The organism is Aminobacterium sp. UBA4908, from assembly GCF_002398115.1.
Classification (GTDB): Bacteria; Synergistota; Synergistia; order Synergistales; family Aminobacteriaceae; genus Aminobacterium; species Aminobacterium mobile.
This window is the reverse complement of sequence record NZ_DHCG01000004.1, coordinates 125,045-151,836: the sequence shown is the minus strand read 5'-3', so window position 1 is coordinate 151,836 and position 26,792 is coordinate 125,045. Positions and strand designations below refer to the sequence as shown.

Sequence of the window (26,792 nt, the reverse complement as noted above, 5' to 3'; positions counted from 1 at the left end):
CTATTAAGAAAATATATATTTTATAGACTCGCGATTTAAAATATCTCCGCGTATGCCTATCTTTACTACGTTCAAAGTAAGATTTACTTTTGCTTTCTCAATAGCGTTTCCCATAAGATGAATCAGGCCACTGCAACACGGAACTTCCATATGTACAACCGTAATGGTAGGGGGGGTATTCTCAGTAATAATTTGGCTCATTTTCTCGGCATACTCTTGAGCATCATCGAGCTTAGGGCATCCTATAAGACACACCGTGTCCTCTTTTTCAAGAAAATGTCTGTGGAAGTCAGCAAAGGCATAGGCTGTACAATCTGCTGCTACTACAAGATTCGCATTTTGAAGATATGAAGCATGAGCAGGTATAAGACGAATTTGAACTGGCCAGTTTCCGAGGCGAGACGATATGGGTTCTTTTTCTATTGTGTTTCTTATTTTACTTGAAGAAGAAACGTTTCTCAAATCTCTTGCCATAGATCCTGGGCAGCCACAAGAAAGAAGAGACGTATTATCTTTTACTCTAGATGCCAAATGAAGTTTCACCGCTTCCTCATCATAAGGAGCCGCTTCCCTTTCTTCAAAAGTAATGGCTCCTTGTGGACACTCTCCAATACAGTCTCCAAGACCATCGCAATACGATTCACTTACCAAACGGGCCTTTCCATTCACTATTTGAATGGCTCCTTCGTGACAAGCATGGGCACATATTCCACACCCATTACACTTTTCTTCATCAATTTTGATAATTTTCCGTTTCATACCCTCTCTCCTCTCTTCTTCCACTTCTCATAAAATCAGCTAAATTTTTTTCTTTCAAATACTCTATGAACGCTCGTGTCATCTTTTGTAACTCCCCTCCAAAAAGGCAGGAAGCAAAAGGACATTCCTCCGCTTTTAAAAGGCAGTATTCTCCAGAAGGTTCCCCTTCGATCTCCACATAAATCTGAAAAAGCGAAATACTATCAGCTGAACGAGCAAGTTGGAATCCACCTCCCGGACCACGAGATGACACAACAAGCCCTGCTCTGACAAGACGTTGAAAAACCTTGGCAAGATGTGTTTCTGAAACGCCTATTCTTTCCGCTATTTCTCTTGCACTCATACGTTCCCCTGAAATCGCCAAAAGCCCCATACCGTGGAAAGCCAAAGAAGCAGCTTCTGAAATGGCAATAATAGTATTCATAAAATAACCCCCAATAATCAATTCAAGAATTATAGTACTTAAATTCTTTATCTTGTCAAGGCCTCTTTGACAGCTATCAATTTCGAGATTAAACTTTTAAACGATATCGTTCTTTGACTTGCGAAAATGTTGGAGCCATCTTGCTTGCCAAGAGAAAGAGTAGGTGCCCCTTATGTCCATACGCGTCAAAACCTGCTTAATAATATTGTTGGCTTTCATCGCCAGCACTCTCGTCGCCTTCTTTATAGCTGACCATGTGGTATTACAGAAATTTATTGGATTGGAAGAAGCTTCATTTGAAGAAGATAACAAAAAAATCTTACAGTCCCTTAATGCTCTTCGCACGAGACTAGAAAGTATTGCAGGAGACTGGGCTCCGTGGGATGCTACGTATAATTTTCTTCAGGGAAATAACACTTCTTTTATAAAAAATAATCTTATGAATGAAACTTTCGAAAACCTCCACCTCAACATTTTTTTGTTATTCGATAGAGAGGGAAAGCTTGCTTATGGTACTCTTTTTGACCTAAAAAAAGTTCAGGAAACACCTCTTCGCGATGACCACGTTCAAGAGATTCAACATATGCTTTCTACTCTTGACGTAGGAAAAGAGTGGAAAGCAACAGGGTTCCTCAGTATAGAAGAACACATGATCTTAGCCGTAGCACCCGTGCTTAAAAGTGATTATTCCGGTCCCCCCATGGGGACACTTGTTATAGGTGAATTTTTTGGAGAAGAACAGCTTCAAAACATCGGATCGCTGCTTGGTCTTTTCCTCCGCATCGAACCTATTGATAAAAAGATGTCTTCTTCTCATAGAAATTGGGAAACAGTGCTTTTAGGAAAAACAAACGCCCGTGTTGAGGGTAAAATATTAATTCCTGACATTACGGGAGCCCCTCTTTTCTGTTTAACGGCCTCAAAACCTAGACTTCTCTTTCAATCTGGGAAAATGACCGTACGCATTATTCTTCTCTGGTTCACTATAGCGCAAGGAGCTATCGCTATGCTTCTCCTGTTACTTTTTCACACTACAATTTTATTTCGGTTGCAATCTATGGCAAAACAGATCCAGAACATATCTGAAACTGCTGACCTCCACCTTCGATTGGATGATCAAGGGGAAGACGAGATTGGTTTTTTCTCTCAAAACATCAACTCGATGCTCGAAAACATTCATAAACTTATAGATAAAGCTCCTGACCTATTTTTTCTTTGCAACTATGAAGGGAATATCGTTCTCGCTAATGAACTGGCTCATCATACCCTTGGCTATGAAAGCAATATGCTCGTAAATCAACCTCTATCCTCATTCATGAGAATAGCTCATTTCCCTCTCCTCGCTCCGAGAGAGACAATTTTAACGAAAAGAAATGGAGGGAAACTGCCAGTAGAGATGTATGTTCAAAAACTTACACTTGGCAATAACCACTTAATCCTCGCCATTGCAAGAGATATTTCGAAGAGAAAAAATCTACAGAACAAGCTGTACCATATGGCGTACCGAGATTCCTTAACAGGGCTTCCCAATCGGGCCAGTTTTATGGAAAAACTTTATCGCATGATTGAAGGCAATAAACGAGGGGAAAAAATCCCTTTTCTTTTCGTTATGTTGGATGTAGATAACTTTAAATCAGTTAACGACACTTTTGGGCACTTAAATGGTGACAGGGTTCTGCGGGAAGTGGGAAAAAGAGTTTCAAAACTTCTACGAAGCCAAGACATTCTAGCCCGATTGGGAGGTGATGAATTTGCCTTACTTCTTCCTGGAAGAAGCTGGGAGGAAGGCATTGCTTTCGGTAACGCGGTAAAAAATAGTATGGAACCACCTTTTAAAGCAGGGAAAACAACGATTCACCTATCGTGCAGCATAGGTATTGTTGCCCACTCTTTTCAATATCATTCTATAAATACCCTCTTCCAAGACGGGGATAAGGCTCTCTATAGGGCTAAGAGGAGGGGGGGAAAACAAACCGTTATTTTCGAGGAAGGGAAAGAAGAAAACCCTGCCCCAGTAAACAGGACCATGGAGCAGGATTTTTTCGCTTAACCCTTTAGAGCTTCATAGGTGCTGTTAAAAGAGCTTGAAGGGCCTGAAGACAACAATCTATATCTTTCTCCGTATTGAAGTAGCCCATGGATATGCGCAGCGCTCCTCCCATGCTGTCCGTACCAAGAGTCTTGTGGGCTGTCGGTGCGCAATGCAGGCCTGGCCTCGTTTCGATGCCTGCTTTTTCTACTAAATCGGCTGCCACAAGAGCATGGTCCAGACCTCGAAAATTAAGAGGAAAGACTGGGAGCCGCCTATCCATCGTTTTTTTCCCCGCCAGAAGAACTCCAGGAATTTGCTGTATTCCCTTCAGGAAACGGGATCCAAGAGCTTTTTCTTTGGCGTGAATATTATGAATTCCCTCCGCTATAAGCCATTTCATTGCTGCCCGAAGGCCAGCAATGCCAGGCAAATTAGGGGTTCCAGCCTCAAACTTATCAGGAAGAAGATCTGGCTGATACTCAAGGTGAGAAAAGCTCCCTGTCCCCCCTTCAATAAAACAATCAACTTGTTCTGCAAAGTCGGGACGCCATATAATGCCGCCAATACCTTGGGGGCCCATAAGGCCTTTATGCCCTGTAAAACAAAGAGAAGCAATATCAAGACCTGCTACATCTATAGGGATAATACCTGCTGTCTGAGCTGCATCCACAACAAGAGGAACGTTATGACTTTTACATAGTTTTGCTATCCCCTCAAGATCTTGAATTGTGCCGCATACGTTACTTGCATGATTGATCATAACCAAATCACAAGGACTTTCTAAAGCCTCTGTTAAAACGTGAAGAGGAAGATCTCCCTCTTGGGTGCAAGGAAGAACAGAAAGAATTACGCCCCGTTGTTCCAGACGTCTGAGAGGGCGCATAGAAGCGTTGTGCTCCATACTGCTTGTAAGCACTCTCATTCCTGGTTTGAGATAACCTTTAAGCACTACATTAAGAGATTCAGTTACATTGGCAGTAAAGGTAACATAACGAGGATCTCCATCTTCAAATCCATGAAAAAACTCTGCTAAGATTTCGCGACATTCCAGCACAAGATCCATAGTGCCAAGATCTCGCTTCGCCGCTGTACCCCTGGCTAAATTGGCTCCTGAATTCACCATAAAATCATACATAGCCTGTGGAACCACTTGAGGTTTCGGCCATGATGTTGCTGCATTATTTAAATAGATGGACATACTGTTTCACCATCCGTTATAAGATTTATAGATATATATTATCACCAAACATAAAAAAAGCCCCCCCTTTAAAGAGGACCCTTTACACTTTACTTCAATTGTATTAATTTGCCCTTTTAAAGACGCCGATGTCAATAAGCCTATTTATATGGTACTGAATATAGAAAATCAAGAAGAAAAAGGTCATAATGCCAGATCTCGCTACACTTTTCAATGCTTCCTCATCAGCAAAACCAGCTACATATTCACGAAGCATTTTTCGCATTTTAAAGGACAAGAAAACCCACGTCACAAAAGACAGAAGGGCTAAAATTTGTTCCCCTTCTCCTTCGTTTGCTCCCAAAACAAAAGAGACACCCCATAATATGAGGGGGAGGAGAGCGAGCCAGTCTTGAATTTTTTCGCTTACTTTCAACTGATTAAAAGAATTTCGCCTTAAAAAAACCCAAAAAGCCGGATACACTCCTAACGTAATGATGGAGAGAAATAATACAAGTCCCACACTAATTCTTTTAAACGCTATTCGTTCCCCAGGTAGTTTTATAGCAATAACACCCTCTGTTGCCCCTTCAACGCTCTGTACTTTTGGAAGCATAGTTCCGCAATAAGCACAATATGCTGTTTTTCCTTCATTTCTGGCTCCACAGGAAGGGCACACCTGCCTCTTTTCCACGTTCTCCGACGACATGTACGTTCCTCCTTGAAAAAATTACTTTATACGAGCGAGAAGAGCTTCTCTATCTTCGAGTCGCCTCATTAATATTTGTACTCGTTGTTTCATTTCTTGAACAATAGAGCTTTTCTTCTCATCCTCAAAATCTACCGATATTTCATCTATCTGTCGAGCCAGCCACTGTATATCCTCTACTATATCTTCTTCTAAATCGGCTGATTCGTCAGAACCTAATGGGTCTGTATAACGTACCTTTCCTAATGCCTTTTGGAGCATCTCTATAAGATCTTCATCGAGTTGATTAGCTTTCCCTTGCCGAATCATGCGGTTGATCTGGTCATCCCACAAGCGAATTGTATATCTCCCCTTTGTTTCGCGTCCTTCGCGCTCTGTAATGGACATGGCCGACATAAGAGCCATTCCTGATAGAGATAAAAACATAGCCAAACCAACGATATGAGTAACACTATAGGCGATAAGGGAAAACTCAAAACCTTTCCATGATACGACAGGGTTTATCACTAGAAAAAGGTCATAGAGGACAATAAGGGTTCCAATACTGAAAAATGCAGGAGTTGGGAGACCATGGTCCAAATGAATCCGAATCTGCAAAAAACCAAAAACACCAGAAAGAACTATTCCCAGAACAAGAAAAGCGAAGGTCATCCAGAAATACCCGGTCCTGCTGGCTGTATCAGTTGTCAAGAAAGATATGGACACAAGAGCCGTAAGTACAACTACCATGACAAAAAGCAACACAAGACTTATACGGTTTTTCGTCTTCATGAGAGACTCCTTTCCCAGCTAAAGCTAGTCTCTTTCAATTTTTTTGCCGCAAGAGGGACAAAAATGGGCCTGTGGTTCTATCTTTTCACCACAAACAGAACAAACTTTACATAAAGCCTCTCCGCAGAAAGGACAGAATTTCATTCCTGGGTTGATTTCCCTTTTACAATGAGGACACTCTACAGATAAAAGGGCTCCGCAATGAGGGCACTCAGATACCCCTTGAGGAACGGGGTTACCGCAGAGTGGACATCTGTTAATCTGGAAGCCACACTGGGGACAAAAACGTGCGTTCTTAGGAAGCTTTGCTCTGCAGGATGGGCACGACCCAAAGTCTGTAACTGCCATTTGGTTGCCCATCTGGTCTGAGACTTGTCCAAATGTTTTTCCTAGCCCAACTCCCATTCCTAGCCCTAAACCAGCCTGCATAGCTAACGCCCCGCCCCCCTCGTTACTAGCAGCTGTTTCCAATGTATCGAAACTTCTTTGCTGTTGATACGAATATCCTAAGATATCCATTTCAGCTCGTTTGGCTAAAGCATTTTTGAGCTGGATTACAGCAGGGTCATCATCAGGTACGTTAATAGAGTTTACAAAAAAATTCACCATCTCAATGCCGAAATCTTGCAATATGGGACGAAGAGTTTCTTCCATGTGAGTGGAAAATTCGTTGAGGAAGGCATTTAATTCCAAAATGCTCTTCTTTTCTAGCACTATATAGCTCGAAATAAGATCTTTAATGCGAGTCGTAAGGATTCCCCTAAAGAATTGAACGAGATTCTCCTTATTGAAAGCCGCTACGCTTCCTACAAGTTTGATGAGGAACTTCCTCGAATCAGCAATGCGGATACCGAATTGACCATGAGATCGAACTGGGAGCCATGCTCCGTAGCGAGGATCTTGAATTTGAATAGGAGTTGGAGTGCCCCACTTTATATCGAGAGAGTAAAGCTTATTTACAAACCATATTTCTGCCTTAAAGGGAGATTTTCCCCCTGAAGGGAGGTTCATAAACGTAGCCAGGAGGGGAATATTATGAGTGCTAAGAGTGTGTCGCCCAGCTGTAAAGAGATCGAAGGCCTGGCCATTTTTAAAAAGAATCGCCTCCTGAGCTTCCCGTACAATTAATTGAGTCCATGTAGAAAGCTCATCAGATCGGCCTGTTCTGTCAGTAAACTTCCACGCAAAAGTTTCATGGGGATCAGGCCCCTGATACTCTACTATTTTGACCACTGCCATCCTCGATCCCACCAATCTTTTTAGATTCTTATATCGGCCTTATTTTTACCAACTTCTTCTGTCTTCTACAAGGTACTCCTTTTCAAATCCTTTCCTTTTACGGCAAACCATATAGTTCCTGCCGCGCCACAAGCAAAAGCGACGTAAAAGTTCAAGGCTGGGCTGACCATCCATAAAAAAGCGCCACCAAAGGCCGCTATTGACACTATCACATCCCGAATTAAGTAGTAAAGCCCAAACATTGCCGCTTTTTTATCGCCAGGGGCGAGATCAAGAATAAGAGATTTGCGCGTCGGCTCCCCAAACTCTTTCAATCCTCTTATGACAAAAGCGCCTGCGAGAGGCCAGAAAGAGCGAGCATGATAAAGGACAAGAGGAAAGATTGTAAAAAAGCAAAAAGTAATAACTACAAAAATTTTCTTTCCACCTCTATCGGCTAGCCAAGCCACTGGAATATAGATCAACATAGCAACCGCCATTTCAATAGTGGTTAAAATACCAAACTGGAAAGCCGATACTGGATGCTCAATCACTTTCATAGCCCAGACTACGGCAAAAGCATAAGGAATCTGCTCACAAAATCGTACGAGTATATCAGAAATTAACAAATTTTTCAGTGCAGGACTCATCAGACGAAAAACAACAAGAGGGTTCTTTTCAGGGCGCTCGATTGCACTCTGATTCTCTTGAATAAGTTTTTGCTGCAAAACAAGGGCTACTCCGGCAAAAAGTAAGGCTAAGGCAAAAGCGACACGAACCCCTGTCGTTTCTCCCCAAAGGCCTATCATAATACCCCCTATAACAGGGCCTAAAGCCATAGGAATTCGTCTTACAAGAGAATGGAGAGAGACACCCATCGTTCGTTTATTTTGAGGAAGTACCTCCGAAATGAGTTTCATCGTAGCAGGAAGAGAGACAGCCGACCATGAAAGGAAAAGAAAAGATGCTCCAATAACAGCCCACCAATGGGGAACTAAAACCACAATCAAGAAACCTGACATGGCTAAGAGATTAAAAAGAGCCAACGCTTGTTTCGTTCCAAGTTGGTCAGCTAAATAGCCACCAGGGTAGGAATAAAGAGCGGAAAGAAGATTATCAAGTCCATTGAGGATTCCTACAGAGAAAGACCCCCCCCCTAAAGCGATGAGATAAATGGGAAGGAATCGCTCTGCCAATCTTTCTCCAAGCCCTACAAAAATTACCATCGACAAAAGACCAATCATACTTCGTCGAAGCCCCAAAAAATGAAGAATTTTTAGACGTTTCGAGGAAAAGCTCATGCTTTCACCTCCGCACTACGTTCTTAAGAATGATCCTCTCCCATTGCCGCCCTCAACAAATCTCCCAAGTTCGTACCCACTGATCGTTCCCGCTCCCGAATTGTCTGCACTGCAGTATAGAGCGAATTTTTGATCTGATCTTGAGAGTAAAAAGGAGGGAAATAAAGGGCAGCCGAATCATCATGTCCTCCCCCTCGAACTTTCTTACCATCCCGCAAGATTCCTACAACTTTCCCAGCCATGCCACTGCGACTGCGTAATGAAAGAACCCAGTCACCTATAGCCCTTCGCGCCGCCACAGCTACGAGGAAAGGGGGATTTTCGAGACGATCTAGCACAAGGCCTCCAAAATCCGATACATCTCCAAACTCCAATATTCCATCCTCCACAAAAGCTATATCCTTGGAATGACCTATAATGTTCAGAGCTCGAGTAAAACGATTCTCCTGTCTCTCTATAAAATAACGCGCCGCTTTTTCTTCAAAGGACCGAAGCTTCGAGGAGGGGTTCGCTGTTAAGCGCATCAGTATGCTTTCAGGGCCACATAAAGTAATCATAGCTTGCCAAAGACGGCTCTCTTCCTTCTCGTTCAACCATAAATCTCTATCATTAGCTATAACGACCAGATCGGCTAAAGAAGAGGCTGGCGTTTGGGGATATCTATGAATAATCCAGTTAAAATACACTTGAGCGGCGCACATAGAGGTGTCCACAACAAGCCATGGACGGTTGGCATATCGTTGGGCTGTCGTTTCATGATGATCAAAAAGAAAAGGGGACGAGTCCTCGCGGAAATGGCGGTCAATTTCTTCAATGGTGCGTTCTTTTTGGCAGAAAAGATCTAAAACAACCACCTCTTCTTCTGCTTTAAGACTTTCCAGAACAAGTCCATCCACACCGCCGTATCCTGTGAGAGAAACTTTTATGGGCATTATATCTCTATAATGATGCCACGCTACAGCAGCAGCAGTAATTCCATCAAGGTCTGTATGACTAATGATATGACAAATATTGGCGGTCATTTTATCCCTCCTCCGCATCATAATAATCTTATCTAGAATATATTATTGTAACCCGTCTTTTCCAAAGATGTGTAAAAATTATCCACAAGAAGTGGCAAAAAATATGATATGATTCCACCTGCATATAAAATGTTCTGCTTTCTCTTGAAAAAGAAAGTAATTTATCCACACTTATCCACAAGAAGTGCATAAGTTGTGGATAAGCTCGTATCCCCCCTTAACTGGGAATGGTAAGGAATAGTCATTTTGACACTTAATTTCTAAAAACTTCACTATGAGAGATATCACGCGGGTTTGCGCAATGTTAATAAATCGTGGATATATCGTGGATATGTGGATAACTTTTGTGGATGAGCTGTGGTAAGATGAGGTAAATCCATCGGTCGAGGTGAATAAATTGGTGGATAAAGGGATAAGTGACATTTGGGATGACGTTATCAACAAAATAGAAGAGACTATACCAGAAGGGACAGCAGACTTATGGCTTAAAACATGTGTCCCTCTCTCTATCGTTGACGATGTTCTTGTTGTGGATGTTCCTAATGTATTTGTAAAAGAACAAATTTCAAAACGTTTCCAAAATATTATTGAAGATGTTCTTACAGATAATGGGTACGCACATAACCTTGATCTCAAAGTAGCGTCAGAAACAAGAAAGGATGAGCAACAAAGAGCAGAAAGGGCTGCTCAGCAGACAAGCGCAATTTCTCACAGTGGATTGAATCCGAATTATGTTTTTAATACATTTGTTGTGGGCAAATCAAACCGCCTTGCTCATGCAGCTAGTCTTGCTGTCGCCGAAACACCTGGTGAAGCTTATAACCCTCTTTTTATATGGGGGGGAGTTGGCCTTGGAAAAACTCACCTTATGCACGCTATTGGGCACTACGTGCTCAATAAAAATAGTTCTCTGAAGGTAACATATGTGAGTTCAGAAAAATTTATTAACGAATTTATTCAATCTATTAAAAACAACAGGACTCAAGAATTTAAGTCTAAATATAGAAATGTAGATATTTTACTTATCGACGACATTCAGTTCCTCGGCAATAAAGGTAGCAGCCAAGAGGAATTTTTTCACACGTTTAATCAGCTTCATGTCAGCAAAAAGCAGATCGTCATCTGTTCCGATCGTCCTCCAAAAGAGATTCAAAACATAGAAGATCGTCTTGTAAGTCGTTTTGAATGGGGACTTGTAACTGATATTCAGATGCCCGATTTAGAAACGCGCATCGCTATTCTTCAGAAGAAGGCCCAAATACGAAATTACGAGGTTCCCGAAGATGTTCTCTCCTTTTTGGCCCAAAACGTCCCCAGTAATATTCGTGAACTTGAAGGAGCTTTAAATAGAGTTGTAGCCTGTGCTGAACTCAACCAGGAACCTATTACGGAAGACAATGCTGCACTATGGTTAAAAGATATTATTCGTCACGACGCAAGAGGGCCTATAAGTATTGACACCATTCAACAAATTGTCGCAGAAAATTTTAGCCTTACTGTGGAAGACTTGACTGGAAATCGTCGAACTTCGGACATTGCTTTAGCAAGACAAGTGGCAATGTACCTCTGTCGAAAACTTACAGAATCCAGTCTACAACAAGTTGGATTAGCCTTTAGAAAAAAAGATCATACTACAGTTCTCCACGCCCAAAGAAAAATAACAAAGCTTATAGAAGAACAACCTCGAATGAAAGAAATTGTGGATAACATTGAGTCTAAGCTGTGAAAATGCTCTGGATAAACTGTGAATAAAAGTTATTTCTAAGTTTTTCACAATTTTAATGTGGACAATGTGCATAAGTATGTAAAAAGTTGTGAGTACTTATCCACCTAAGAAACCATCTCTTCATCAAGGTTTGCTGTGATTTCCACATTATCCACAGGGGTTATTACTACCATTACTATATAAACTAAAATAATAGAGATAATAGCTATAGGAGGGAATAAGTCATGAGACTCCAGGTGAGCAAGCCAGATTTTATGAAAAGCTGGCAAACAACTGAACGAGTTACAAGCACAAAAAGCACTATTAGTTCTCTCGCCGGAATTCTATGTCGAGCTCACACTACCTCTCTGACTCTTGAGGCAACAGATCTTAAAACATCTATAAAATGTAATGCCGCTGGAGTCCAAATAGAAGAAGAAGGAGAGGCTATTCTTCCTGTTAAAGTCGTAGGGGAACTTTTTAAAAAAGCACCTACTGATACATTTACAGTCTCTGTAGAAGACGGGAAGGGAATTATCTTTGCAGGTCGAAATACATACCGTTTTTCAACTTTCGCAGTAGAGGAATTTCCTCACCTGCCAACGTCAGATAACGGACGTCCCTTCTGCACAGTAACAGCTGGAATGCTTTCCCAAATTCTAAGCGAAGGGACAGTCGCAAGTACTTTAGGAGAGGAGTTTCCGAAGTATTTAGGCGCTGCGCTTATTCAACTAAAAGCTGAAGACCTACATGTTGTTTCTACCGACGGCCGACGCCTCTCTCTTTCCAAATCCTCTATTGTTGGAGAAAATATTTCTTCAGGTAAAGAAGGAACTGATAGCAATGGGAAGGAAATACTTCTTCCACTTGCTGGATTGAAAGAATTACTCCGACAACTATCCTCTCTGGAAGAAGATCATCCGATACATATTCTTTACGATGATTCTTTAGCTTATTTTCAAATGGGGGACATGGAGTTTTCTGTTCGTAAAATTGAATCATCTTTCCCAAATTACGAAAAGATACTCAACCCGCAAAGCACTACAACACTAAAAATAGATCGTAATAACTTCATTAATGCCCTCGAACGTGTAGATGTGGTAGTTCGAGATTATAGTCGCATGGTTATTCTTAAGCTTTCTCCTAATGGAGACCTTCGGATGATTGGCCGCGCTCCTGAAATTGGCGAAGCAGAAGAAATATTGGATGCCCAAATAGACGGCGAGCCACTATTGATTGCTTTTAATGTTGGATATCTTTTAGATGGTTTGAAGGCTATGTATGGAGAACAGGTTTATATGACTTTTAATGGACCAGAAGGGCAAATGAGCATGCTTCGACCAGGTGTAAATGATTTCTTGTATATGCTCATGCCTATAAAGTTAAATGAGAGTGACATAGCCAGTGAGACGAATCCATCGTAGAGATGTTTTTTGAATATAGATGGTTTACTGTCATTTAACATCCTGGCGAAGTTTCAGGAATTTAGTGCCTCGTCGCCTTGAATGGGCTACGGGGCTTAATCTTCTTGTAGGAGACAATGGTTCGGGAAAAACAAATGCTCTAGAGGCTATTCATATACTTACTGGCTGGGGCCCGTTTCGGCCTTTACGGAAATCAGTGTTAGTGAATTGGAATGGAGAAGATAAACAAGCTTTTCTTCGAGGCTTTTTTTCTGGAGAAGAAGATTTTGACGTCGTAGCTACAGTGGGAGAAAAGAACATTATCCAATGTGATGGAAAACGTACGACTTATAGCACCATACGGTCCAATCTTCCTACATTGGCTTTTTTGCCTGGAGATATGGCTATTGTTGATGGAGCACCTTCCGTTAGGCGACAGTTTTTAGACCGTTTGTGTACATTACTTTTCCCTCTCTATGCGCGGAAACTTAATGATTGTCGTAAAGTGCTTCGGCATCGTACAATTCTTCTTCGAGAAAGGCGAGATCCTTCTCTGACCTCAAAAGTACTTGCGCCCCTTGTAGCTTGGCTCTGGTCTACACGTGCAGCTGCGATCGATTTATTAAATATAGGGCTTTCAGAATTTAAAGTGCTCCTTCCTGCAAAAGTAGAGCTTCTTTTTTTGAGAGGCGGTACAGTAGGTCTTGAGGATCCTATGGCCGATTACTGGGAATCGCTGCGAAAATGGCGAGATAAAGAACGTATGACGGCTATTCCACAAGTGGGGCCTCAAAGGGATGATATTGCTGTATTGTCAGAAGAAAGATTAGCTTCTGTTGTTATGAGTCGAGGTCAACGTCGCCGAACTGCAGTGGCTCTAATGTTAGCAGCTGGATGGGCTGTAGAGCGAAAAATGCGTCGTAAGCCCATACTTATACTTGATGAAATAGCTGCTGAACTTGATGAAGAAGGACGAAAAACACTTGTAGATGCTCTCGTGGCATCGTCATGGCAAATTTTCGCTGCTACAGCTGAAAGCTCTATGAATCAATGGCCTGGGTCAATATGGAAAGTGCATCGAGGCGAAATATGGAAAGTTTCAAAATAGGATCTTAGAGATGAGTAAAGGTGAGATGAAATATGTCACAAACTTCCTTTGACGTTATAGTAGTGGGAGGTGGACATGCAGGATGCGAGGCAGCTCTTGCTGCGGCTCGTATGGGTGCTCGCACTCTCATGTTAAATCTCTATCTTGATAATACGGCTTTAATGCCGTGTAATCCTTCTATTGGAGGACCAGCTAAGGGGCATCTCGTAAGGGAAGGGAATGCCTTAGGAGGCGAGCAGGCGCGAGCTGCAGATGCTTCAACGATGCTGATCCGATGGCTGAATACATCAAAGGGACCTGCTGTTCAGGCTCTTCGAGCTCAGTGTGACCTCCACGATTATCGAGATCATTTCATATGGGCTCTTGAGGTGACGAAAAATCTTGAGGTTCACCAAGATATTGTTACAGATTTATGGGTAGATGAAGGACGTATTCGCGGTGTAAAAACTCGTTATGGTTTTACATACGAAGCAGGGGCTGTCATCTTAACAACAGGGACATACCTTAAGGGGCGAGTACATATAGGGCTTTTAAATTACGAATCTGGACCTATGGGACAGATGGCGGCTACTGATCTTAGTTGTTCTATGAGAGAACATGCCCTTGAAATGTACCGCATGAGAACTGATACGACTCCCCGTATTCATCTCGATACAATTGACACCGCATCTCTTTTGGAACAGAACAGTGCAGAGGAACCTCTTTGTTTTGATTTGTGGGGAGAGAAGAAAATCTATAGCGGCTATTCCTGTTACCTTACCCGTACCCATAGACGCCTCCACGATATCATTCGTGAAAATCTTGAGCGATCCCCTTTGTGGACAGGTCGTTTGCAGGGGCTTGGTCCGCGATATTGTCCCTCAATAGAAGATAAGGTTATTCGTTTTCCTGAAAAAGATAGCCATCTCGTGTTTTTAGAACCAGTTTCTCGGCGGAATAAAGAAGTGTATCTTCAGAATTTTTCAACAAGTTTGCCTTATGATGTTCAGGTAGAGATTGTTCATGCCTTACCGGGGTGCGAGAAGGCACAAATTACCCGTGCTGGTTATGCCATTGAATATGATTATGTAGAACCTACCCAATTGATGCCGTGGCTTGAAACGAAAAAAATCAGAGGACTTTTCTGTGCTGGACAAATTAACGGAACTTCAGGTTACGAAGAGGCAGGGGCTCAAGGACTTATGGCAGGCATCAATGCGGTTCTTTCTCTCAGGAAGGAAGAGCCGTTGGTTTTAGAGAGGTCAGATGCTTATATAGGGGTTTTAATTGACGACCTTGTGACTAAGGGTACTGAAGAACCCTATAGAATGTTAACGAGCCGATGTGAATATCGCCTTCTTCTCCGCTTTGATAATGCTGATCGTCGCCTTGCCCCAATTGGACGACGTTTAGGACTTATTGATGACGAAAAATGGACAAGACTCCTTAAAAAGTGGAAAAATGTGGATGAAGAGAAAGAAAGGCTTTCTTCCTTTCGTGTCCTCCCTTCTGAAGAAGTAAACCAATGGTTACGACGAATAGGTTCTTCTCCTGTTCAAGAAGCTCTTCGGGCATGGGATTTGTTATGTCGGCCGGAAGTTACGTATAAAGAAATTGAGACATTCCTTCCTGCTTTGAGTTCTCCTCTCACTGAAGATGAGAGGAGAAGCGTGGAGATTGAAATTAAGTATGCGGGATACATTGAGAGGCAGGAACGGCAAGTTCGGCAGCTTCAAAAGTCTGAGAAGGTTTATATACCAGAAAAATTCTGTTATGAAGATGTTCCTGGTCTATTAACAGAAAGTCTTCAGAAATTAAAAAAAGTGCAACCTCGTACTCTTGGGCAGGCGAGTAGAATTTCCGGAGTGACGCCGGCAGATATTCAACTTCTTTCGATATATTTGGAAACGCGAAGGAGGCGAAAAGGAAGTGGGAGTACGACGGCATAATCAGGCTAATTCTATAGCATCTCTTTTGGAGGGTACTTTTTCTCGAGTAGCGAAAGAACGAATTTTGCTCGCGCATCTAGCCAAACGTTGGGGAGATGTGGTGGGAGAAGGTATAGCAAAGCGAAGCCAACCTTACTCCCTTGAAGAGACTATGCTTTGTATTCGTGCCGATAGTCCTGCTGCAGCTCAACGTATTTCTATGATGGGAGCTTGCATTGCTCGAAAGGTGAGAGAAGAATGGGATCTCCCTGTTTCAGGAGTTCGAGTTGTAGTTGGGCATATTTCCTCTAAATCGACTCAGAAGAGTATTGAAAGACAGAGGCGTATTATTACTCCGGCACCCAATGATATAGCGAAAAATCTAGACCGCGTAAGGGAACGGGTTGGGGATCCCGATGTGGCGCTTTCTCTTGCTCGTCTTATGGCTTTATGGACACGAAGGTTTGGCAAAAAATAAAGGCCTCTTTTGATCAAAGCGCTTCGTTGATTATTGGAAGCGCACTTTATTTGATGCTATGAGAGTTCTACAACCAAAATAGACTTTCTGGTGGGAAGCCCTCAATGTAACGAGGGCTGGAGGTGGCAAAGATGAGGAAGTTAAAGTGGAAGTATCTCTGGGCTATGAGTGTGGTTATCGTGTTTTGCACGGTTCAGATCGCTGGAGCTACAGAATGGGAAGATCTTGTTCAATCTTATTCTCTTGAAAAAAGCATGTTTAGAGAAGCAGAACAATTGAAGCAAGATCTTATAAGAGAAGCCCATGTTTTGGAGCCCGAACTTTTATGGAGATCCCTCTCTACTCCTCTTTCCTTGCGCCAAAAAGCGGCGAATAGTCTCTCGTTATTGATGATGCTCTGTGATGGTCATCTCGAAAGATGGGAAAGTGTAGAAGGATTTTGGTATCCACACATTATTCCTAGATCTTTAGCCTTGATGGATGGATTTTACTCTGCAGTTGTGTCTTTGAGCTATATGCCTGATACATCAGCTCATTGGTTGGCATTCTCTCTCTTGAAAAATTTAAGGCAATCTTCTAGAGGCAAACTTCTTTTTTTAGAGGAAGCACCTCAAGCGTATATTGAAGCGTTACGGTACCTTCAAAAGAGTCATATTCCAGTACCGGATTATTGGATTGATATAAAAGGAAGAGGACATCTTCCTCTTGTAAGGCGTTTTGAAGGTGTTGTTAGCTATGGACAAGCTCTTTCTCGTAACATGTTTTTTCTTGACGCTGTAGGTCGTCTCGCAGCAAACGGGGTTTATGCGTGGGATCGAGAAACGGGAGGAATTTACGAGATTGCACGTTGGAATCATCGAAGAATTTTTTTCCCGTGGAATGATTAATAAAGTAAAAAAACTACCTATATGTAATTTTCTAGGCAAGGGGTTTACACTTCTCACTTTATAGGGAGCGACGATGATAAATGGGCACAGAAAGTTCTAAAAATTGGAAAGAACAGAGAAATGTTTTAAAGAACTGGATTCGGCAGGAATGGGGGACTCTAGCGTATACTACGATTGGGACGATTATTATGAGTTTTGCCATTATAGCCCTGACCGCCCCTTATAAATTTGCAAGTACCGGATTGACAGGCATTGCGTTAATCACTCATTATGCCTGGGGTATATCGCCTGCATGGGTTCTTGCCCTTGGGAACCCCCTCTTGCTTATGTGGGGCTGGAGAGTGCTGTCCCCTCGTTTTGTACTTTGGACATTATATGTTACGGTTCTTAATACCCTTTCTATTATGTTTTTTGAGCTTTTTCACTACCCAGTCCTTCACAACACTTTCCTTGCAGCTATTTTAGGAGGCGTTTTAGGCGGGCTTGGGATGGGGTTGGTTTTTCGTGGGGGAGGCTCAACGGGAGGTACTGATGTAATAGTAATGGCAGCGAGAAAAAAGTACGGTGTTGATGTAGGTATGTATTCTTTTTATATTAATATTGCCGTACTCATTGCCTCTTGGTTTGTTGTGGATATAGAACAGCTTCTCATGGGCGGTGTGTTGCTTTATGTTGAAAGCCTCACTATCGATAGTGTATTAAAATCTTTTGACCGACGAAAACAACTTCTCATTATTACGCAGCGACCAGAAGAGATAAAACGATTTATCATAGAGAACCTTGACCGAAGTGCTACTCTTATCGATGCGCGAGGAGCCTATTCGGGTCAACCCAAGAATATGATTATGGTTATCTTAACGCGGCGGCAGGCCATGGAATTAAAAAGATTTGTGGTTTCTATTGACCCACAGACTTTTATTGTGCTTTCAGATGTCTCTGAAGTGGTAGGGTATGGCTTTAAGCATTGGAAGAACATATGAACTGCTAGGAGGATGGAAGGGTAATGGATAGTAGTATCACGAGTATTACAGCGCTGAGAGGTATGTTACGTCAATATCGTAAAGAAGGTAAAAGTATAGGTTTAGTCCCTACTATGGGGTTCCTCCATGATGGGCATATTTCTTTAATTCGAAAAGCGGCACAAGAGAATGATATAGTTGTAGTCAGTATTTTTGTAAATCCCACCCAGTTTGGTCCTCAAGAAGATTATGCATCGTATCCTCGGGATATTTTGCATGATGAAGCTGTGGCTAAGGATGCCGGTGCCACCATTATTTTTCACCCTTCTGTTACTGAAATGTATCCAGATGGCTTCCAGACGCGTGTTAATGTAGAGAAACTGACGAGGGGATTATGTGGACGCTCTAGGCCAGGACATTTCTGTGGAGTGACAACAGTAGTGACAAAACTTTTTAATATAGTCAGGCCCGGCCGAGCATATTTTGGGCAGAAAGATGCCCAACAGGCTATCGTGGTTCGGCGTATGGTTGAAGATTTGAATCAGGATATCCAAATTCGTGTATGTCCTATTGTACGGGAAAAAGACGGTCTTGCCATGAGCTCTCGTAACGTGTATTTAACTGCTGAAGAACGAGACCAAGCGCTAGTTCTTTATCGTTCGTTACAGAGAGCCGTGCAGTTGATTGAGAAGGGCGAGAGAAGTCACGCAACGATTTATGAGACTATAGAAAAAATGATTCATGAGAAGGAAAAAGCGAATATTGACTATATCGAGATTGTAGATTGTTGGGATTTAGAAGCGGTAGATCCTCTTCAAGGGAAGGTCCTTATTGCTTTGGCAGTGAGGTTTGGTTCAACTCGGCTTATAGATAATGTTGTGGTGGATATATAGCGATACACGAAAAGTGATCATATCTCTTGACAGCTTTCTATTTGTTTCGTATAATCCGACCCAATCTGTACCATTTGGAACTTTACCATGATAAATAATAGTAAAGGCGAAGAAGCAGGGCGCCTCGTTTTGTCGAATCCTTACCAGAGATGGATGTTCACCGGCTGAGAGACATCCTTAAGGTGGCGAAAAAGGCCTAAAACCTGTGGAGCTGGGGTGGAAAGGCTTTTGAAAAGAAGGCTGGAGTACATTCACGAATTGCTTCCACGTGACGGAAGTCGAGGCGGGGCACGTTATAGTGTCTAAGCAGGGTGGTACCGCGGGCATTGATATATCAAAGGCTCGTCCCTTCGGGGACGGGCCTTTTTTTATATAGTGTTGATGGAGATTGTTAATGGTATGAGAAGGAGGAATAGATCCATGAGGATTGCGATAGCAGGAGCTACAGGCGAAGTAGGGCGCATGATGGTTCGTGTGCTTGAAGAACAACATATCCACCCTGACGAATGTCATTTCTTTGCATCGTCAAAGTCGGCAGGTTCCACCCTTATGTTTTATGGCCAGGAATACAAAGTGGAGGAGCTGACCCATGAAAAACTCAAGGCTGGCTATGACTACGTACTTTTCTCTGCAGGTTCAGGTGTGTCTAAAATTTTCGCTCCGACGGCGGCTGAAGCAGGTTCTGTCGTTATTGATAATTCTTCTGCTTTTCGCATGAATGTAGACGTTCCCCTGGTTGTACCTGAGATTAATGGAGATATATTAAAAGGATATCGGGGTATTGTAGCTAACCCTAATTGTTCAACTATTCAAATGGTTCTTGGGCTCTATGAAATTCATCGCCGTTTTGGAATAAAATCAATAGTTGTCAGCACCTATCAATCTGTTTCTGGAGCTGGTAAAAAAGGCATGGATGAGCTTCGAGATCAAATTGAAGGTCATATTGAACCTAAAAAGTTTATTCGACAAATTCACCTTAACGTCATTCCTCAAATTGGCGCCCTTTTAGAGAATGGTTTTTCCGAAGAAGAGATGAAAATGGTTCACGAACCTCGAAAAATTTTTCGAGACGAGAGTATTCTTGTATGGCCGACCACAGTTCGTGTTCCTGTCTTTTATGGTCATTCTGAATCTGTTCTTGTCGAGACTCGTCGATCTGCTTCCTTGAAACAAGTGAGGGATGCATTGTTGGAGAGTGAGAATGTGGTGCTTACTGACGATATTATTTCTCCCATTGAAGCTGCAGGAACAGACTTCGTTTATATTTCTCGTCTTCGTGCTTTCGATGAATTTAGATTTTTAATGTGGAATGTTGCTGATAATATTCGAGTGGGAGCGGCGACAAATGCCGTTCGCATTCTACAGAAACATCGGGCACTTAATGCCCGTACTCTATAGCAGGAGGTGTGCCAGATGATTTTTAGGGGAACAGGAACAGCAGTGATTACACCTTTCAGAGAAGGCAAGGTGGATTATGAGAGTTTTGAGAGGTTTCTTGCTTTTCAGATGGATGGTGGCGTGGACTTTTTTGTTGTGCTGGGAACGACTGGTGAAGCTCCAGCTGTAACGATGAAAGAGCGGGAAGAGATCATTCGCTTTGCCGTCAAAATGGGATCTGGACGGATACCTGTTGTGATTGGAACAGGTTCTAACTCTACGGCAGTGGCTTTGGAATTATCGAAGCAAGCAGTTTCTTTAGGTGCTGATGGGGTGTTAGTGGTGACGCCTTATTACAATAAACCTCCTCAGGAAGGGCTTTATCAGCACTTTAGGGCTGTTGCTTCGGGTATTGGAGATACGCCTCTGATTATTTACAATGTTCCAGGGAGAACGGGGATCAATATTCTTCCTGAAACAGTCCTTCGTCTTGCTGAGATAGACAATATTGCAGGAATTAAAGAAGCTTCAGGTGATGAAGCTCAGGTGGATTTTCTCATTCGAAAGGTTCGAAAACAGCGTCCTGATTTCCTTGTATTATCAGGAAATGACGACCAAGCCTTTCACCTTGTCAATGCCGGAGGCGATGGAGTTATTTCGGTGCTTTCCAATGTAGCGCCACGAGAGACATCTGACATGATTCGATATGCTCTCGCCAATAATGTAGAAAAAGCCCGTGAGCTTCACCTTCGTCTTTTCCCCTTAATGAAAGGGCTATTCTGCGAAACGAACCCAGTTCCTGTGAAATATGGAGTCAGTAGCTTGGGATTGTGCGCTAACGAACTTCGCTTGCCCTTAGTTTCAGCATCGGAACGAGCTATGGCTGTTGTGGATAGCGCTATGAAGGAATGTGGCATTCTGTGATGCGGTACGGATTGATTGGGGCCTCGGGCCGAATGGGGCAGGAGATTCAGAAAGTTTTTGCTGATCATACACTTTGCCTCTCAGTGGATGTTGATGGGGAGTGGTGCAACGATACGCCTCAAGTAATTGTGGATTTTTCCAGTCGTACGGCTTTTCCTCGAACCATAGAGTTGTGTCGAGAGCATGGGGCAGCTTTGGTCATTGGCACTACGGCCATTACAAAAGAGGACGTAGACCATCTTCGCTCTCTGGGACAGGATGTTCCTGTTATTCAAAGTTTTAACTTTTCGGTAGGAGTGAATGTTCTGAAAATGATCTTGAGAGAATTTTCTTCTTATCTCTCTGACTGGGATCTTGAAATTGTCGAGGTTCATCATAATCGCAAAAAAGATGCCCCTTCCGGAACGGCGCTCCTTTTGAAGGAAGCTACAGGGCGGAACTGTCCTACCCATTCCTTACGTATGGGAGGCGTTCCTGGAGATCACTCAGTTTTTTTCTCCAATGAAGGAGAAGTTCTGGAACTGACCCATCGGGCTCTTTCAAGGACAGTTTTTGCTCTTGGAGCCTTGCGGGCGGCTCAGTTTGCTGTGACAGCTGAACCAGGATTCTATGCTTTTGAGGAGGTTATTGCATGCGCGCCGAAGAAATCATCAAGTTGATTAAGGAATCTAAAAAAAGGACCCCCACAAAGGCCTTTATTTCTGGTCATTTTGAAGGTTGCGCATGGGGAGCCCTTACTTTTATTGGGGGCGACCATTTCGGTCTTCTCATTGGAGATTACAAAGAAGTGGAGTCCGCCCTGTCGGCGAATGCCAGCCGAATCAATGCTGTACATATAGAGGTTGAGGCCCGTAACTCTGCTCTTCCATTGGCCAATCTCACCAAATATGAGGCTCGAATTGAACCAGGTGCCATTATCCGCGATATGGTAGACATCGGTAAAGGTGCGGTTGTTATGATGGGAGCCGTTATCAATATCGGAGCTATTATTGGGCCTGGCACAATGATCGATATGAACGTTGTAGTTGGTGGACGGGCTATGATTGGTTCCAATTGCCATATTGGCGCAGGGGCTGTAGTTGCAGGAGTTGTTGAGCCGCCAAGCGCGACCCCGGTTATGATTGAAGACAATGTTTTGGTGGGAGCTAATGCCGTTATTCTCGAAGGGGTGCACATCGGGAAAGGGGCTGTTGTTGCTGCTGGTGCCATTGTAACAAGGGATGTTCCATCTAACGCTGTAGTTGCAGGTTCTCCTGCTCGTGTTATTAAAATGGTGGATGAAAAAACAGCTGACAAAACTCAGATCGTACAAGACCTGAGAAACCTCTGATCCAGGAGGTCTGGACAAGTGATTGTGCAGAAATACGGTGGTTCTTCAGTAGCGACACCAGAGAAGATCCGAAGTATTGCAGAAAAAATAAAGAAGCGAGTAGAAACTGGAGAAAAGTTAGTGGTTGTCGTTTCTGCTATGGGTAAAACCACAAACAACCTTATTGAATTGGCAGGGCAGGTCTCGAAAGAGCCTCTTCCTCGGGAACTCGATATGCTTTTAGCTACAGGCGAGCAGGTTTCGGCTGCTCTTTTGGCCATGTCTTTAAACGATATTGGCGTTCCCGCAGTTTCTTATAATGCTTTTCAGCTGGGGATGGTCACTACAGGTGCTTTTTGCAATGCTCGTATTGTGGATCTTGATATGGCGAAACTTGAACGGGAGCTGGAACGACGGCATGTAGTGGTCGTAACAGGTTTTCAGGGGATTACGCCTGAGGGAGAGGTCACGACTTTAGGGCGAGGAGGTTCTGATACCTCAGCTGTGGCTATTGCTGCTAAAGCAAAAGCCAGATGTGAAATTTACAGTGATGTAGCTGGTATTTATACGTGCGACCCGAAAATATGTCCTTCCGCTAAAAAACTTGATTATGTCACATACAGTGAGGTGTTAGAACTTTCGTCCATGGGGGCGAAAGTTCTCCACTCGAGGGCCGTGGAAATAGCAAAAAAATATAACGTCGAACTTTACTGTGCCTCTACTTTTTCTGATGAAAGGGGGACCCTTGTAGTGAGTACATTGCCTGAATGGTTGGAGCAACCGGTCGTTACAGGAGTGACGGCCGACCCGAACCAGAGAAAGGTTACTATTAGCCCCATGCCCGGAGGTAATGAGGCCATGAGTGTTTTATTCACGGCATTGGCTGAAAAAAGTGTAAATGTGGATATGATATCCACAGTAAACGATAACGGGCATTCTTATCTTACATTTACAGTGGTGGAAGGAAAGGGAGCAGTTGTGCGATCCACTGTAGAGGAAGTCTTTTCCTCCTATTCTGGATGGAGATTAACGGAAGATGATAGAGTGGCAAAAATTTCTGCCGTAGGTGTGGGTATGGAGTCGGCGCCGGGCGTGGCGGCTCGCTTTTTTTCTGCTTTATGCCGAGAAAAAATCTCTATGCTCGGGACGAGTACATCTGAAATAAAAATTTCCACTCTTGTTACCAAAGAAAATGCTGACCGCGCAGTAAAAGCTTTGGTAGAGGAATTTGGTTTAACGGAGCATCAGAAATAATGCTGTGCCCAGTCTATCACCCCTTTGACCTCACTATCCTTTCGGCATCGGGCTCGGAGATCACAACGAATAGGGGCGTTTTTCTTGATACCTTCGCTGGGATTGGTGTTCTTCCTTTAGGTCACAGCTATCCGGCTGTCGTAGAAGCTGTGACAGAGAAAATGAAGCGTTATGCTCACATCTCAAACTATTTCTCTGACCCTGATGGAGTCGAAGTGGCGAGGCTTCTCTGCCAGATGGCGGGAAGAGAAGGGGATGTTTATTTCGCCAATTCAGGAGCCGAAGCTACAGAGGCTGCATTGAAGGCTATTCGAAAATATCGAAAAAAAGGGATGCTTGTTTCATTTATTGGGAACTTCCATGGAAGGACATGCGGGGCCCTCTCTGTTACATGGAGTCCCAGTATAAGAGAACCTTTTGAGCCGCTATTGCCCGACGTAGTTTTTTTGCCTAAAGACGTTAGGGTCTTTCGAGAATATGCTGCTTCTCATGATATTGCAGGTGTATTTTTAGAGTGTGTGCAGGGAAACTCTGGAGTATTGCCATTGCCTCATTCTTTAGTCGAAGCGGTAGCGGAACTTAAGGAAGACAAAAAATATTACATTGTAGCTGATGAAATTCAGGCAGGGTTAGGACGGACGGGGTGCTTTTTCTCTTTTCAACATTGGGGGTTAGAGCCTGATATTATTACCTGTGGAAAAGGCATTGGTGGAGGGTTGCCTTTAGGAGCCACTATTTTCTGTGGGTGGTCTCCTTTTCAAGAGGGGGATCATGGTTCTACCTTTGCCCCTAACCCTATTTCTCTTGCGGCTGGGAAAGTAGTTCTACAGGCCCTCACAGAAGAATTTCTAGAAGAAGTGAAGGAAAAAGGAGCCTATTTTGCGAAGAAATTGGAAAAACTTTCGTGGTCCATGGATATCCGCCAGCTTGGTCTCATGATTGGTGTTTCTACAATGAATGCTCAAGACGTGAAGCAAAAAGCGTTAGAGCGAAAGGTGCTCTTGAATGTGGCTGGTGGCAGTATTCGGCTCCTTCCTGCTTTGAATATCTCATATCAAACTATCGACGAAATTGTAGATCGACTCACATTTTAAATGATAAAAAGGGGCGTCCTTACAAGGACGCCCCTTTCCCTTCAAGGGAGTATAAGGCTTCTTCAAGTGTGAGACCTTCTGCTTTAAAGTGCTTAATTCCAGCTTGTGCCAAAGCTTCTTCTGCATTTGGCCCTAAACGGGGCACAATTACAAGATCTATATTATGTTTTGAGAGCAGACGAACAGCAGCTCCCCCAGCTCCGTGTCCCTGTTCTGCATTTGTGTTTTCAATGGCTTCAAGGAGATTCCCATTTTCATCAACAATTATAAAATAAGGAGCCCGGGCAAAACGTTCAGCTATAAGGCTTTTTATAGTTGGTTCATTGACAGCTGCAGCAATACGCATATGTGCACACCTCACATTTTTATGTTATTGATTATTTGAAGCAAGTTTGTATAAATAGTTTCTATTTCTGGATGTAAAGCGTCTAAAGGAATTTCTTTATTTGATATCGCTTCTACAACATCAGGCCTAAAAGGAATAGAACCCAAAAATTGCCAATTTTTGCTTTTAGCCCGATCTTGTATTTCCGCATTTCTTGTTTCTGAAAGATCTGCTTTATTGAGAATGACAGCTAAAGGAACTTCCAAAGAGGAACACAGATCGCCAAGACGAAGAAGATCATGAAGACCTGATAGAGAAGGCTCTGTAACAGCTATAGCCAATGTCGATCCTGTAAGAGCCGAAATTGTCGGGCAGGAGATTCCTGGGGGGCCGTCAACAATCACAAAGGGGTACCCTTTCTTACAAGCCTCTTCTCGAGCTTTGTTGCGAAGCTTGGCAACAAGCATTCCTGAATTTTCTTCTCCTGCATGAAGACGAGCATGCCAGAGGGGGCCCAAAGACGTTTGTCCCCGCCAATATTGGCCCTGTTCGTACGAATTCATAGTAATGGCATTTTGAGGGCATATAAGAGCACAGCCACCACATCCTTCACATTTCCACGATAGAGAGGAGATACCATCCATTTCTTTTTTGAGGGCATCAAAGCGACAGAAACTCACACATTTCCCGCAAAGATTGCAACGTTCAGAGTCTATTTGAGGTATTTTCCTACCACTAAATGAAAAAGACTCTTCATCGTTAGGATGGAGCAAAATCTGGAGGTTGGGCGCGTCTACATCTACATCACAAAAGAGGGCTTTCTTGCTGAAGAGAGCGCATAAAGCTGACACAATTGATGTTTTACCAGTGCCTCCTTTTCCACTGACAATTACAATTTCTTTTGGGTTCATGAGAGCACCTCTTTAACATGGTCAAGAATAGTGTATGTTGCTTCTCGCCATTTTCGATCAACACAAAAGGGGGCTGTCCCTTCTGCATAAGCATGTGCAACTTCTTTTGAAAATGGCAAGCGAGCGAGTATGGGTACATTTATTTTATTGCAAAAGACTTCTGTTTCTTTACTATTACCGAGGTCAGACCGATTGATAACCACAGCTGCGGGAATCTGAAGTTCGTGAACAGTTTCCGCGGCCAAGACAAGGTCAGAAAGTCCAAAGGGTGTTGGCTCTGTAACCAGCACGACGAAATGTGATTGTTCAATGGCGGCAACCATAGGGCACGCTGTCCCAGGAGGTCCGTCTACAATTTGTGGAAAGGGCAAAGAATTTGCCTTTTCGAGAACAGCATGTATAACAGGAACTGGATTAGGTTCTCCTATATCTAATCTGCCTTCAAGAAACCACCAATTCTCAGTACGCTTACTATTCAATTCCCCTATTTGTGTTTGACTGTCTTTAATGGTCTTTTGAGGGCATACATACTCGCATACGCCACATCCATGACATAATTTCATATTGACTGTCGGCACGTTCGTACCAAACTGATTGAGGGCGCCAAAAACACAACTATCAGCACATATGCCGCATCCTACACATCGTTTGGCATCTATCTGGGGAACAACCTTGTAAATAGATTCACTTTCCGGATTTTGGATGTTTAAAACTAAACCAAGATCAGGTTCATCTACATCAAGGTCAATAACTGTTCCTCCTCGAATAGCAAAGGCAAGAGAGGAGGCAACACATGTTTTACCAGTTCCTCCCTTGCCACTAACTACGGTTAATCGAAACATATT

General features: G+C 43.1%; 26 protein-coding genes. 15 read left to right on the top strand and 11 right to left on the bottom strand.

Annotation, left to right across the window (positions count from 1 at the left end; genetic code table 11):
* Positions 1-3: 3 nt before the first annotated feature.
* Both B4J50_RS05385 and B4J50_RS05380 read right to left on the bottom strand, forming a co-directional pair.
* Positions 4-759 (bottom strand): ATP-binding protein, encoded by a 756-nt coding sequence (locus tag B4J50_RS05385; RefSeq protein WP_286847729.1) that lies wholly within the window; start codon positions 757-759, stop codon positions 4-6.
* Positions 734-1,183, bottom strand: coding sequence for an RrF2 family transcriptional regulator (locus tag B4J50_RS05380; protein WP_286847730.1), 450 nt, complete (start codon positions 1,181-1,183; stop codon positions 734-736). Before B4J50_RS05380 ends, B4J50_RS05385 begins: the two co-directional genes overlap by 26 nt.
* Before the next feature lie 172 nt (positions 1,184-1,355).
* On the opposite strand from B4J50_RS05380, the gene B4J50_RS05375 reads away from it, so the two are divergent.
* Positions 1,356-3,233, top strand: a complete 1,878-nt coding sequence (locus B4J50_RS05375; protein WP_286847731.1) for a sensor domain-containing diguanylate cyclase — start codon at positions 1,356-1,358, stop codon at positions 3,231-3,233.
* A gap of 4 nt (positions 3,234-3,237) precedes the next feature.
* Here B4J50_RS05375 and B4J50_RS05370 read toward each other — a convergent pair whose 3' ends face one another.
* The 6 genes from B4J50_RS05370 to B4J50_RS05345 form a co-directional block, all read right to left on the bottom strand.
* Positions 3,238-4,413, bottom strand: a complete 1,176-nt coding sequence (locus tag B4J50_RS05370; protein WP_286847732.1) for an aminotransferase class V-fold PLP-dependent enzyme — start codon at positions 4,411-4,413, stop codon at positions 3,238-3,240.
* A gap of 103 nt (positions 4,414-4,516) precedes the next feature.
* Complete coding sequence (locus B4J50_RS05365) at positions 4,517-5,101, bottom strand: DUF4234 domain-containing protein (protein ID WP_286847733.1); 585 nt, start codon at positions 5,099-5,101, stop codon at positions 4,517-4,519.
* A 21-nt stretch (positions 5,102-5,122) separates the two neighbouring features.
* Positions 5,123-5,872: a hypothetical protein gene (locus tag B4J50_RS05360; protein ID WP_286847734.1), complete on the bottom strand. Its 750-nt coding sequence runs from the start codon at positions 5,870-5,872 to the stop codon at positions 5,123-5,125.
* Positions 5,873-5,896: 24 nt separating this feature from the next.
* Positions 5,897-7,111 (bottom strand): SPFH domain-containing protein, encoded by a 1,215-nt coding sequence (locus B4J50_RS05355; protein WP_286847735.1) that lies wholly within the window; start codon positions 7,109-7,111, stop codon positions 5,897-5,899.
* A 65-nt stretch (positions 7,112-7,176) separates the two neighbouring features.
* Positions 7,177-8,391, bottom strand: a complete 1,215-nt coding sequence (locus B4J50_RS05350) for an MFS transporter (RefSeq protein ID WP_286847736.1) — start codon at positions 8,389-8,391, stop codon at positions 7,177-7,179.
* A 23-nt stretch (positions 8,392-8,414) separates the two neighbouring features.
* Positions 8,415-9,413, bottom strand: a complete 999-nt coding sequence (locus tag B4J50_RS05345) for a DHH family phosphoesterase (RefSeq protein WP_024821277.1) — start codon at positions 9,411-9,413, stop codon at positions 8,415-8,417.
* Between the two features lie 400 nt (positions 9,414-9,813).
* On the opposite strand from B4J50_RS05345, the gene dnaA reads away from it, so the two are divergent.
* From dnaA to B4J50_RS05275, 14 genes are all read left to right on the top strand, one after another.
* Positions 9,814-11,139 (top strand): chromosomal replication initiator protein DnaA, encoded by a 1,326-nt coding sequence (dnaA, locus tag B4J50_RS05340; RefSeq protein ID WP_024821276.1) that lies wholly within the window; start codon positions 9,814-9,816, stop codon positions 11,137-11,139.
* A 224-nt stretch (positions 11,140-11,363) separates the two neighbouring features.
* On the top strand, positions 11,364-12,542 hold the full coding sequence (gene dnaN, locus B4J50_RS05335) for a DNA polymerase III subunit beta (RefSeq protein ID WP_286847737.1): 1,179 nt from the start codon (positions 11,364-11,366) through the stop codon (positions 12,540-12,542).
* Between the two features lie 19 nt (positions 12,543-12,561).
* Positions 12,562-13,629: a DNA replication/repair protein RecF gene (gene recF, locus B4J50_RS05330; protein WP_286847738.1), complete on the top strand. Its 1,068-nt coding sequence runs from the start codon at positions 12,562-12,564 to the stop codon at positions 13,627-13,629.
* Positions 13,630-13,661: 32 nt separating this feature from the next.
* The gene (gene mnmG, locus B4J50_RS05325) at positions 13,662-15,557 is read left to right on the top strand and encodes a tRNA uridine-5-carboxymethylaminomethyl(34) synthesis enzyme MnmG (protein WP_024821273.1); all 1,896 of its coding nucleotides are present in this window, start codon (positions 13,662-13,664) and stop codon (positions 15,555-15,557) included.
* Positions 15,538-16,014: a DciA family protein gene (locus B4J50_RS05320; protein WP_024821272.1), complete on the top strand. Its 477-nt coding sequence runs from the start codon at positions 15,538-15,540 to the stop codon at positions 16,012-16,014. Before mnmG ends, B4J50_RS05320 begins: the two co-directional genes overlap by 20 nt.
* Before the next feature lie 131 nt (positions 16,015-16,145).
* Positions 16,146-16,901: a hypothetical protein gene (locus tag B4J50_RS05315; protein ID WP_024821271.1), complete on the top strand. Its 756-nt coding sequence runs from the start codon at positions 16,146-16,148 to the stop codon at positions 16,899-16,901.
* A gap of 80 nt (positions 16,902-16,981) precedes the next feature.
* On the top strand, positions 16,982-17,881 hold the full coding sequence (locus B4J50_RS05310) for a YitT family protein (protein ID WP_024821270.1): 900 nt from the start codon (positions 16,982-16,984) through the stop codon (positions 17,879-17,881).
* 23 nt (positions 17,882-17,904) lie between these two features.
* Positions 17,905-18,753 (top strand): pantoate--beta-alanine ligase, encoded by an 849-nt coding sequence (panC, locus tag B4J50_RS05305; RefSeq protein WP_286847739.1) that lies wholly within the window; start codon positions 17,905-17,907, stop codon positions 18,751-18,753.
* Between the two features lie 420 nt (positions 18,754-19,173).
* A complete protein-coding gene (locus B4J50_RS05300; protein WP_024821268.1) occupies positions 19,174-20,151 on the top strand; it encodes an aspartate-semialdehyde dehydrogenase in 978 nt (325 codons plus the stop codon).
* A 15-nt stretch (positions 20,152-20,166) separates the two neighbouring features.
* The gene (dapA, locus tag B4J50_RS05295) at positions 20,167-21,054 is read left to right on the top strand and encodes a 4-hydroxy-tetrahydrodipicolinate synthase (protein WP_245587069.1); all 888 of its coding nucleotides are present in this window, start codon (positions 20,167-20,169) and stop codon (positions 21,052-21,054) included.
* Positions 21,039-21,713 (top strand): 4-hydroxy-tetrahydrodipicolinate reductase, encoded by a 675-nt coding sequence (locus B4J50_RS05290; RefSeq protein ID WP_274532060.1) that lies wholly within the window; start codon positions 21,039-21,041, stop codon positions 21,711-21,713. The genes dapA and B4J50_RS05290 overlap by 16 nt, the downstream gene beginning before the upstream one ends.
* Complete coding sequence (dapD, locus tag B4J50_RS05285) at positions 21,686-22,384, top strand: 2,3,4,5-tetrahydropyridine-2,6-dicarboxylate N-acetyltransferase (RefSeq protein WP_024821265.1); 699 nt, start codon at positions 21,686-21,688, stop codon at positions 22,382-22,384. Before B4J50_RS05290 ends, dapD begins: the two co-directional genes overlap by 28 nt.
* A gap of 18 nt (positions 22,385-22,402) precedes the next feature.
* Entirely contained in the window at positions 22,403-23,617 is a 1,215-nt protein-coding gene (locus B4J50_RS05280) for an aspartate kinase (protein WP_024821264.1), read from the top strand.
* A complete protein-coding gene (locus B4J50_RS05275; RefSeq protein WP_286847740.1) occupies positions 23,617-24,711 on the top strand; it encodes an aspartate aminotransferase family protein in 1,095 nt (364 codons plus the stop codon). The genes B4J50_RS05280 and B4J50_RS05275 overlap by 1 nt, the downstream gene beginning before the upstream one ends.
* Before the next feature lie 19 nt (positions 24,712-24,730).
* Here B4J50_RS05275 and B4J50_RS05270 read toward each other — a convergent pair whose 3' ends face one another.
* From B4J50_RS05270 to B4J50_RS05260, 3 genes are read right to left on the bottom strand one after another with little or no spacing between them, the layout of a single operon-like run.
* Positions 24,731-25,057 (bottom strand): NifB/NifX family molybdenum-iron cluster-binding protein, encoded by a 327-nt coding sequence (locus B4J50_RS05270; protein ID WP_286847741.1) that lies wholly within the window; start codon positions 25,055-25,057, stop codon positions 24,731-24,733.
* An 11-nt stretch (positions 25,058-25,068) separates the two neighbouring features.
* Entirely contained in the window at positions 25,069-25,947 is an 879-nt protein-coding gene (locus B4J50_RS05265; RefSeq protein WP_286847742.1) for an ATP-binding protein, read from the bottom strand.
* Positions 25,944-26,789: an ATP-binding protein gene (locus B4J50_RS05260; RefSeq protein WP_286847743.1), complete on the bottom strand. Its 846-nt coding sequence runs from the start codon at positions 26,787-26,789 to the stop codon at positions 25,944-25,946. The genes B4J50_RS05265 and B4J50_RS05260 overlap by 4 nt, the downstream gene beginning before the upstream one ends.
* Positions 26,790-26,792 lie beyond the last annotated feature (3 nt).

Excerpts from the sequence above, each read along its gene's own strand:
- B4J50_RS05365 (WP_286847733.1), bottom strand. The coding sequence starts at position 5,101 with ATGTCGTCGGAGAACGTGGAAAAGAGGCAGGTGTGCCCTTCCTGTGGA.
- dapA (WP_245587069.1), top strand. The coding sequence starts at position 20,167 with ATGATTTTTAGGGGAACAGGAACAGCAGTGATTACACCTTTCAGAGAA.
- B4J50_RS05310 (WP_024821270.1), top strand. The coding sequence starts at position 16,982 with ATGGGCACAGAAAGTTCTAAAAATTGGAAAGAACAGAGAAATGTTTTA.
- B4J50_RS05345 (WP_024821277.1), bottom strand. The coding sequence starts at position 9,413 with ATGACCGCCAATATTTGTCATATCATTAGTCATACAGACCTTGATGGA.
- B4J50_RS05275 (WP_286847740.1), top strand. The coding sequence starts at position 23,617 with ATGCTGTGCCCAGTCTATCACCCCTTTGACCTCACTATCCTTTCGGCA.
- dnaN (WP_286847737.1), top strand. The coding sequence starts at position 11,364 with ATGAGACTCCAGGTGAGCAAGCCAGATTTTATGAAAAGCTGGCAAACA.
- panC (WP_286847739.1), top strand. The coding sequence starts at position 17,905 with ATGGATAGTAGTATCACGAGTATTACAGCGCTGAGAGGTATGTTACGT.
- B4J50_RS05350 (WP_286847736.1), bottom strand. The coding sequence starts at position 8,391 with ATGAGCTTTTCCTCGAAACGTCTAAAAATTCTTCATTTTTTGGGGCTT.
- B4J50_RS05315 (WP_024821271.1), top strand. The coding sequence starts at position 16,146 with ATGAGGAAGTTAAAGTGGAAGTATCTCTGGGCTATGAGTGTGGTTATC.
- mnmG (WP_024821273.1), top strand. The coding sequence starts at position 13,662 with ATGTCACAAACTTCCTTTGACGTTATAGTAGTGGGAGGTGGACATGCA.
- B4J50_RS05265 (WP_286847742.1), bottom strand. The coding sequence starts at position 25,947 with ATGAACCCAAAAGAAATTGTAATTGTCAGTGGAAAAGGAGGCACTGGT.
- B4J50_RS05385 (WP_286847729.1), bottom strand. The coding sequence starts at position 759 with ATGAAACGGAAAATTATCAAAATTGATGAAGAAAAGTGTAATGGGTGT.
- B4J50_RS05355 (WP_286847735.1), bottom strand. The coding sequence starts at position 7,111 with ATGGCAGTGGTCAAAATAGTAGAGTATCAGGGGCCTGATCCCCATGAA.
- B4J50_RS05290 (WP_274532060.1), top strand. The coding sequence starts at position 21,039 with ATGTGGCATTCTGTGATGCGGTACGGATTGATTGGGGCCTCGGGCCGA.
- B4J50_RS05270 (WP_286847741.1), bottom strand. The coding sequence starts at position 25,057 with ATGCGTATTGCTGCAGCTGTCAATGAACCAACTATAAAAAGCCTTATA.
- B4J50_RS05380 (WP_286847730.1), bottom strand. The coding sequence starts at position 1,183 with ATGAATACTATTATTGCCATTTCAGAAGCTGCTTCTTTGGCTTTCCAC.
- B4J50_RS05375 (WP_286847731.1), top strand. The coding sequence starts at position 1,356 with ATGTCCATACGCGTCAAAACCTGCTTAATAATATTGTTGGCTTTCATC.
- B4J50_RS05260 (WP_286847743.1), bottom strand. The coding sequence starts at position 26,789 with ATGTTTCGATTAACCGTAGTTAGTGGCAAGGGAGGAACTGGTAAAACA.
- dapD (WP_024821265.1), top strand. The coding sequence starts at position 21,686 with ATGCGCGCCGAAGAAATCATCAAGTTGATTAAGGAATCTAAAAAAAGG.
- B4J50_RS05360 (WP_286847734.1), bottom strand. The coding sequence starts at position 5,872 with ATGAAGACGAAAAACCGTATAAGTCTTGTGTTGCTTTTTGTCATGGTA.
- B4J50_RS05370 (WP_286847732.1), bottom strand. The coding sequence starts at position 4,413 with ATGTCCATCTATTTAAATAATGCAGCAACATCATGGCCGAAACCTCAA.
- recF (WP_286847738.1), top strand. The coding sequence starts at position 12,562 with ATGGTTTACTGTCATTTAACATCCTGGCGAAGTTTCAGGAATTTAGTG.
- B4J50_RS05300 (WP_024821268.1), top strand. The coding sequence starts at position 19,174 with ATGAGGATTGCGATAGCAGGAGCTACAGGCGAAGTAGGGCGCATGATG.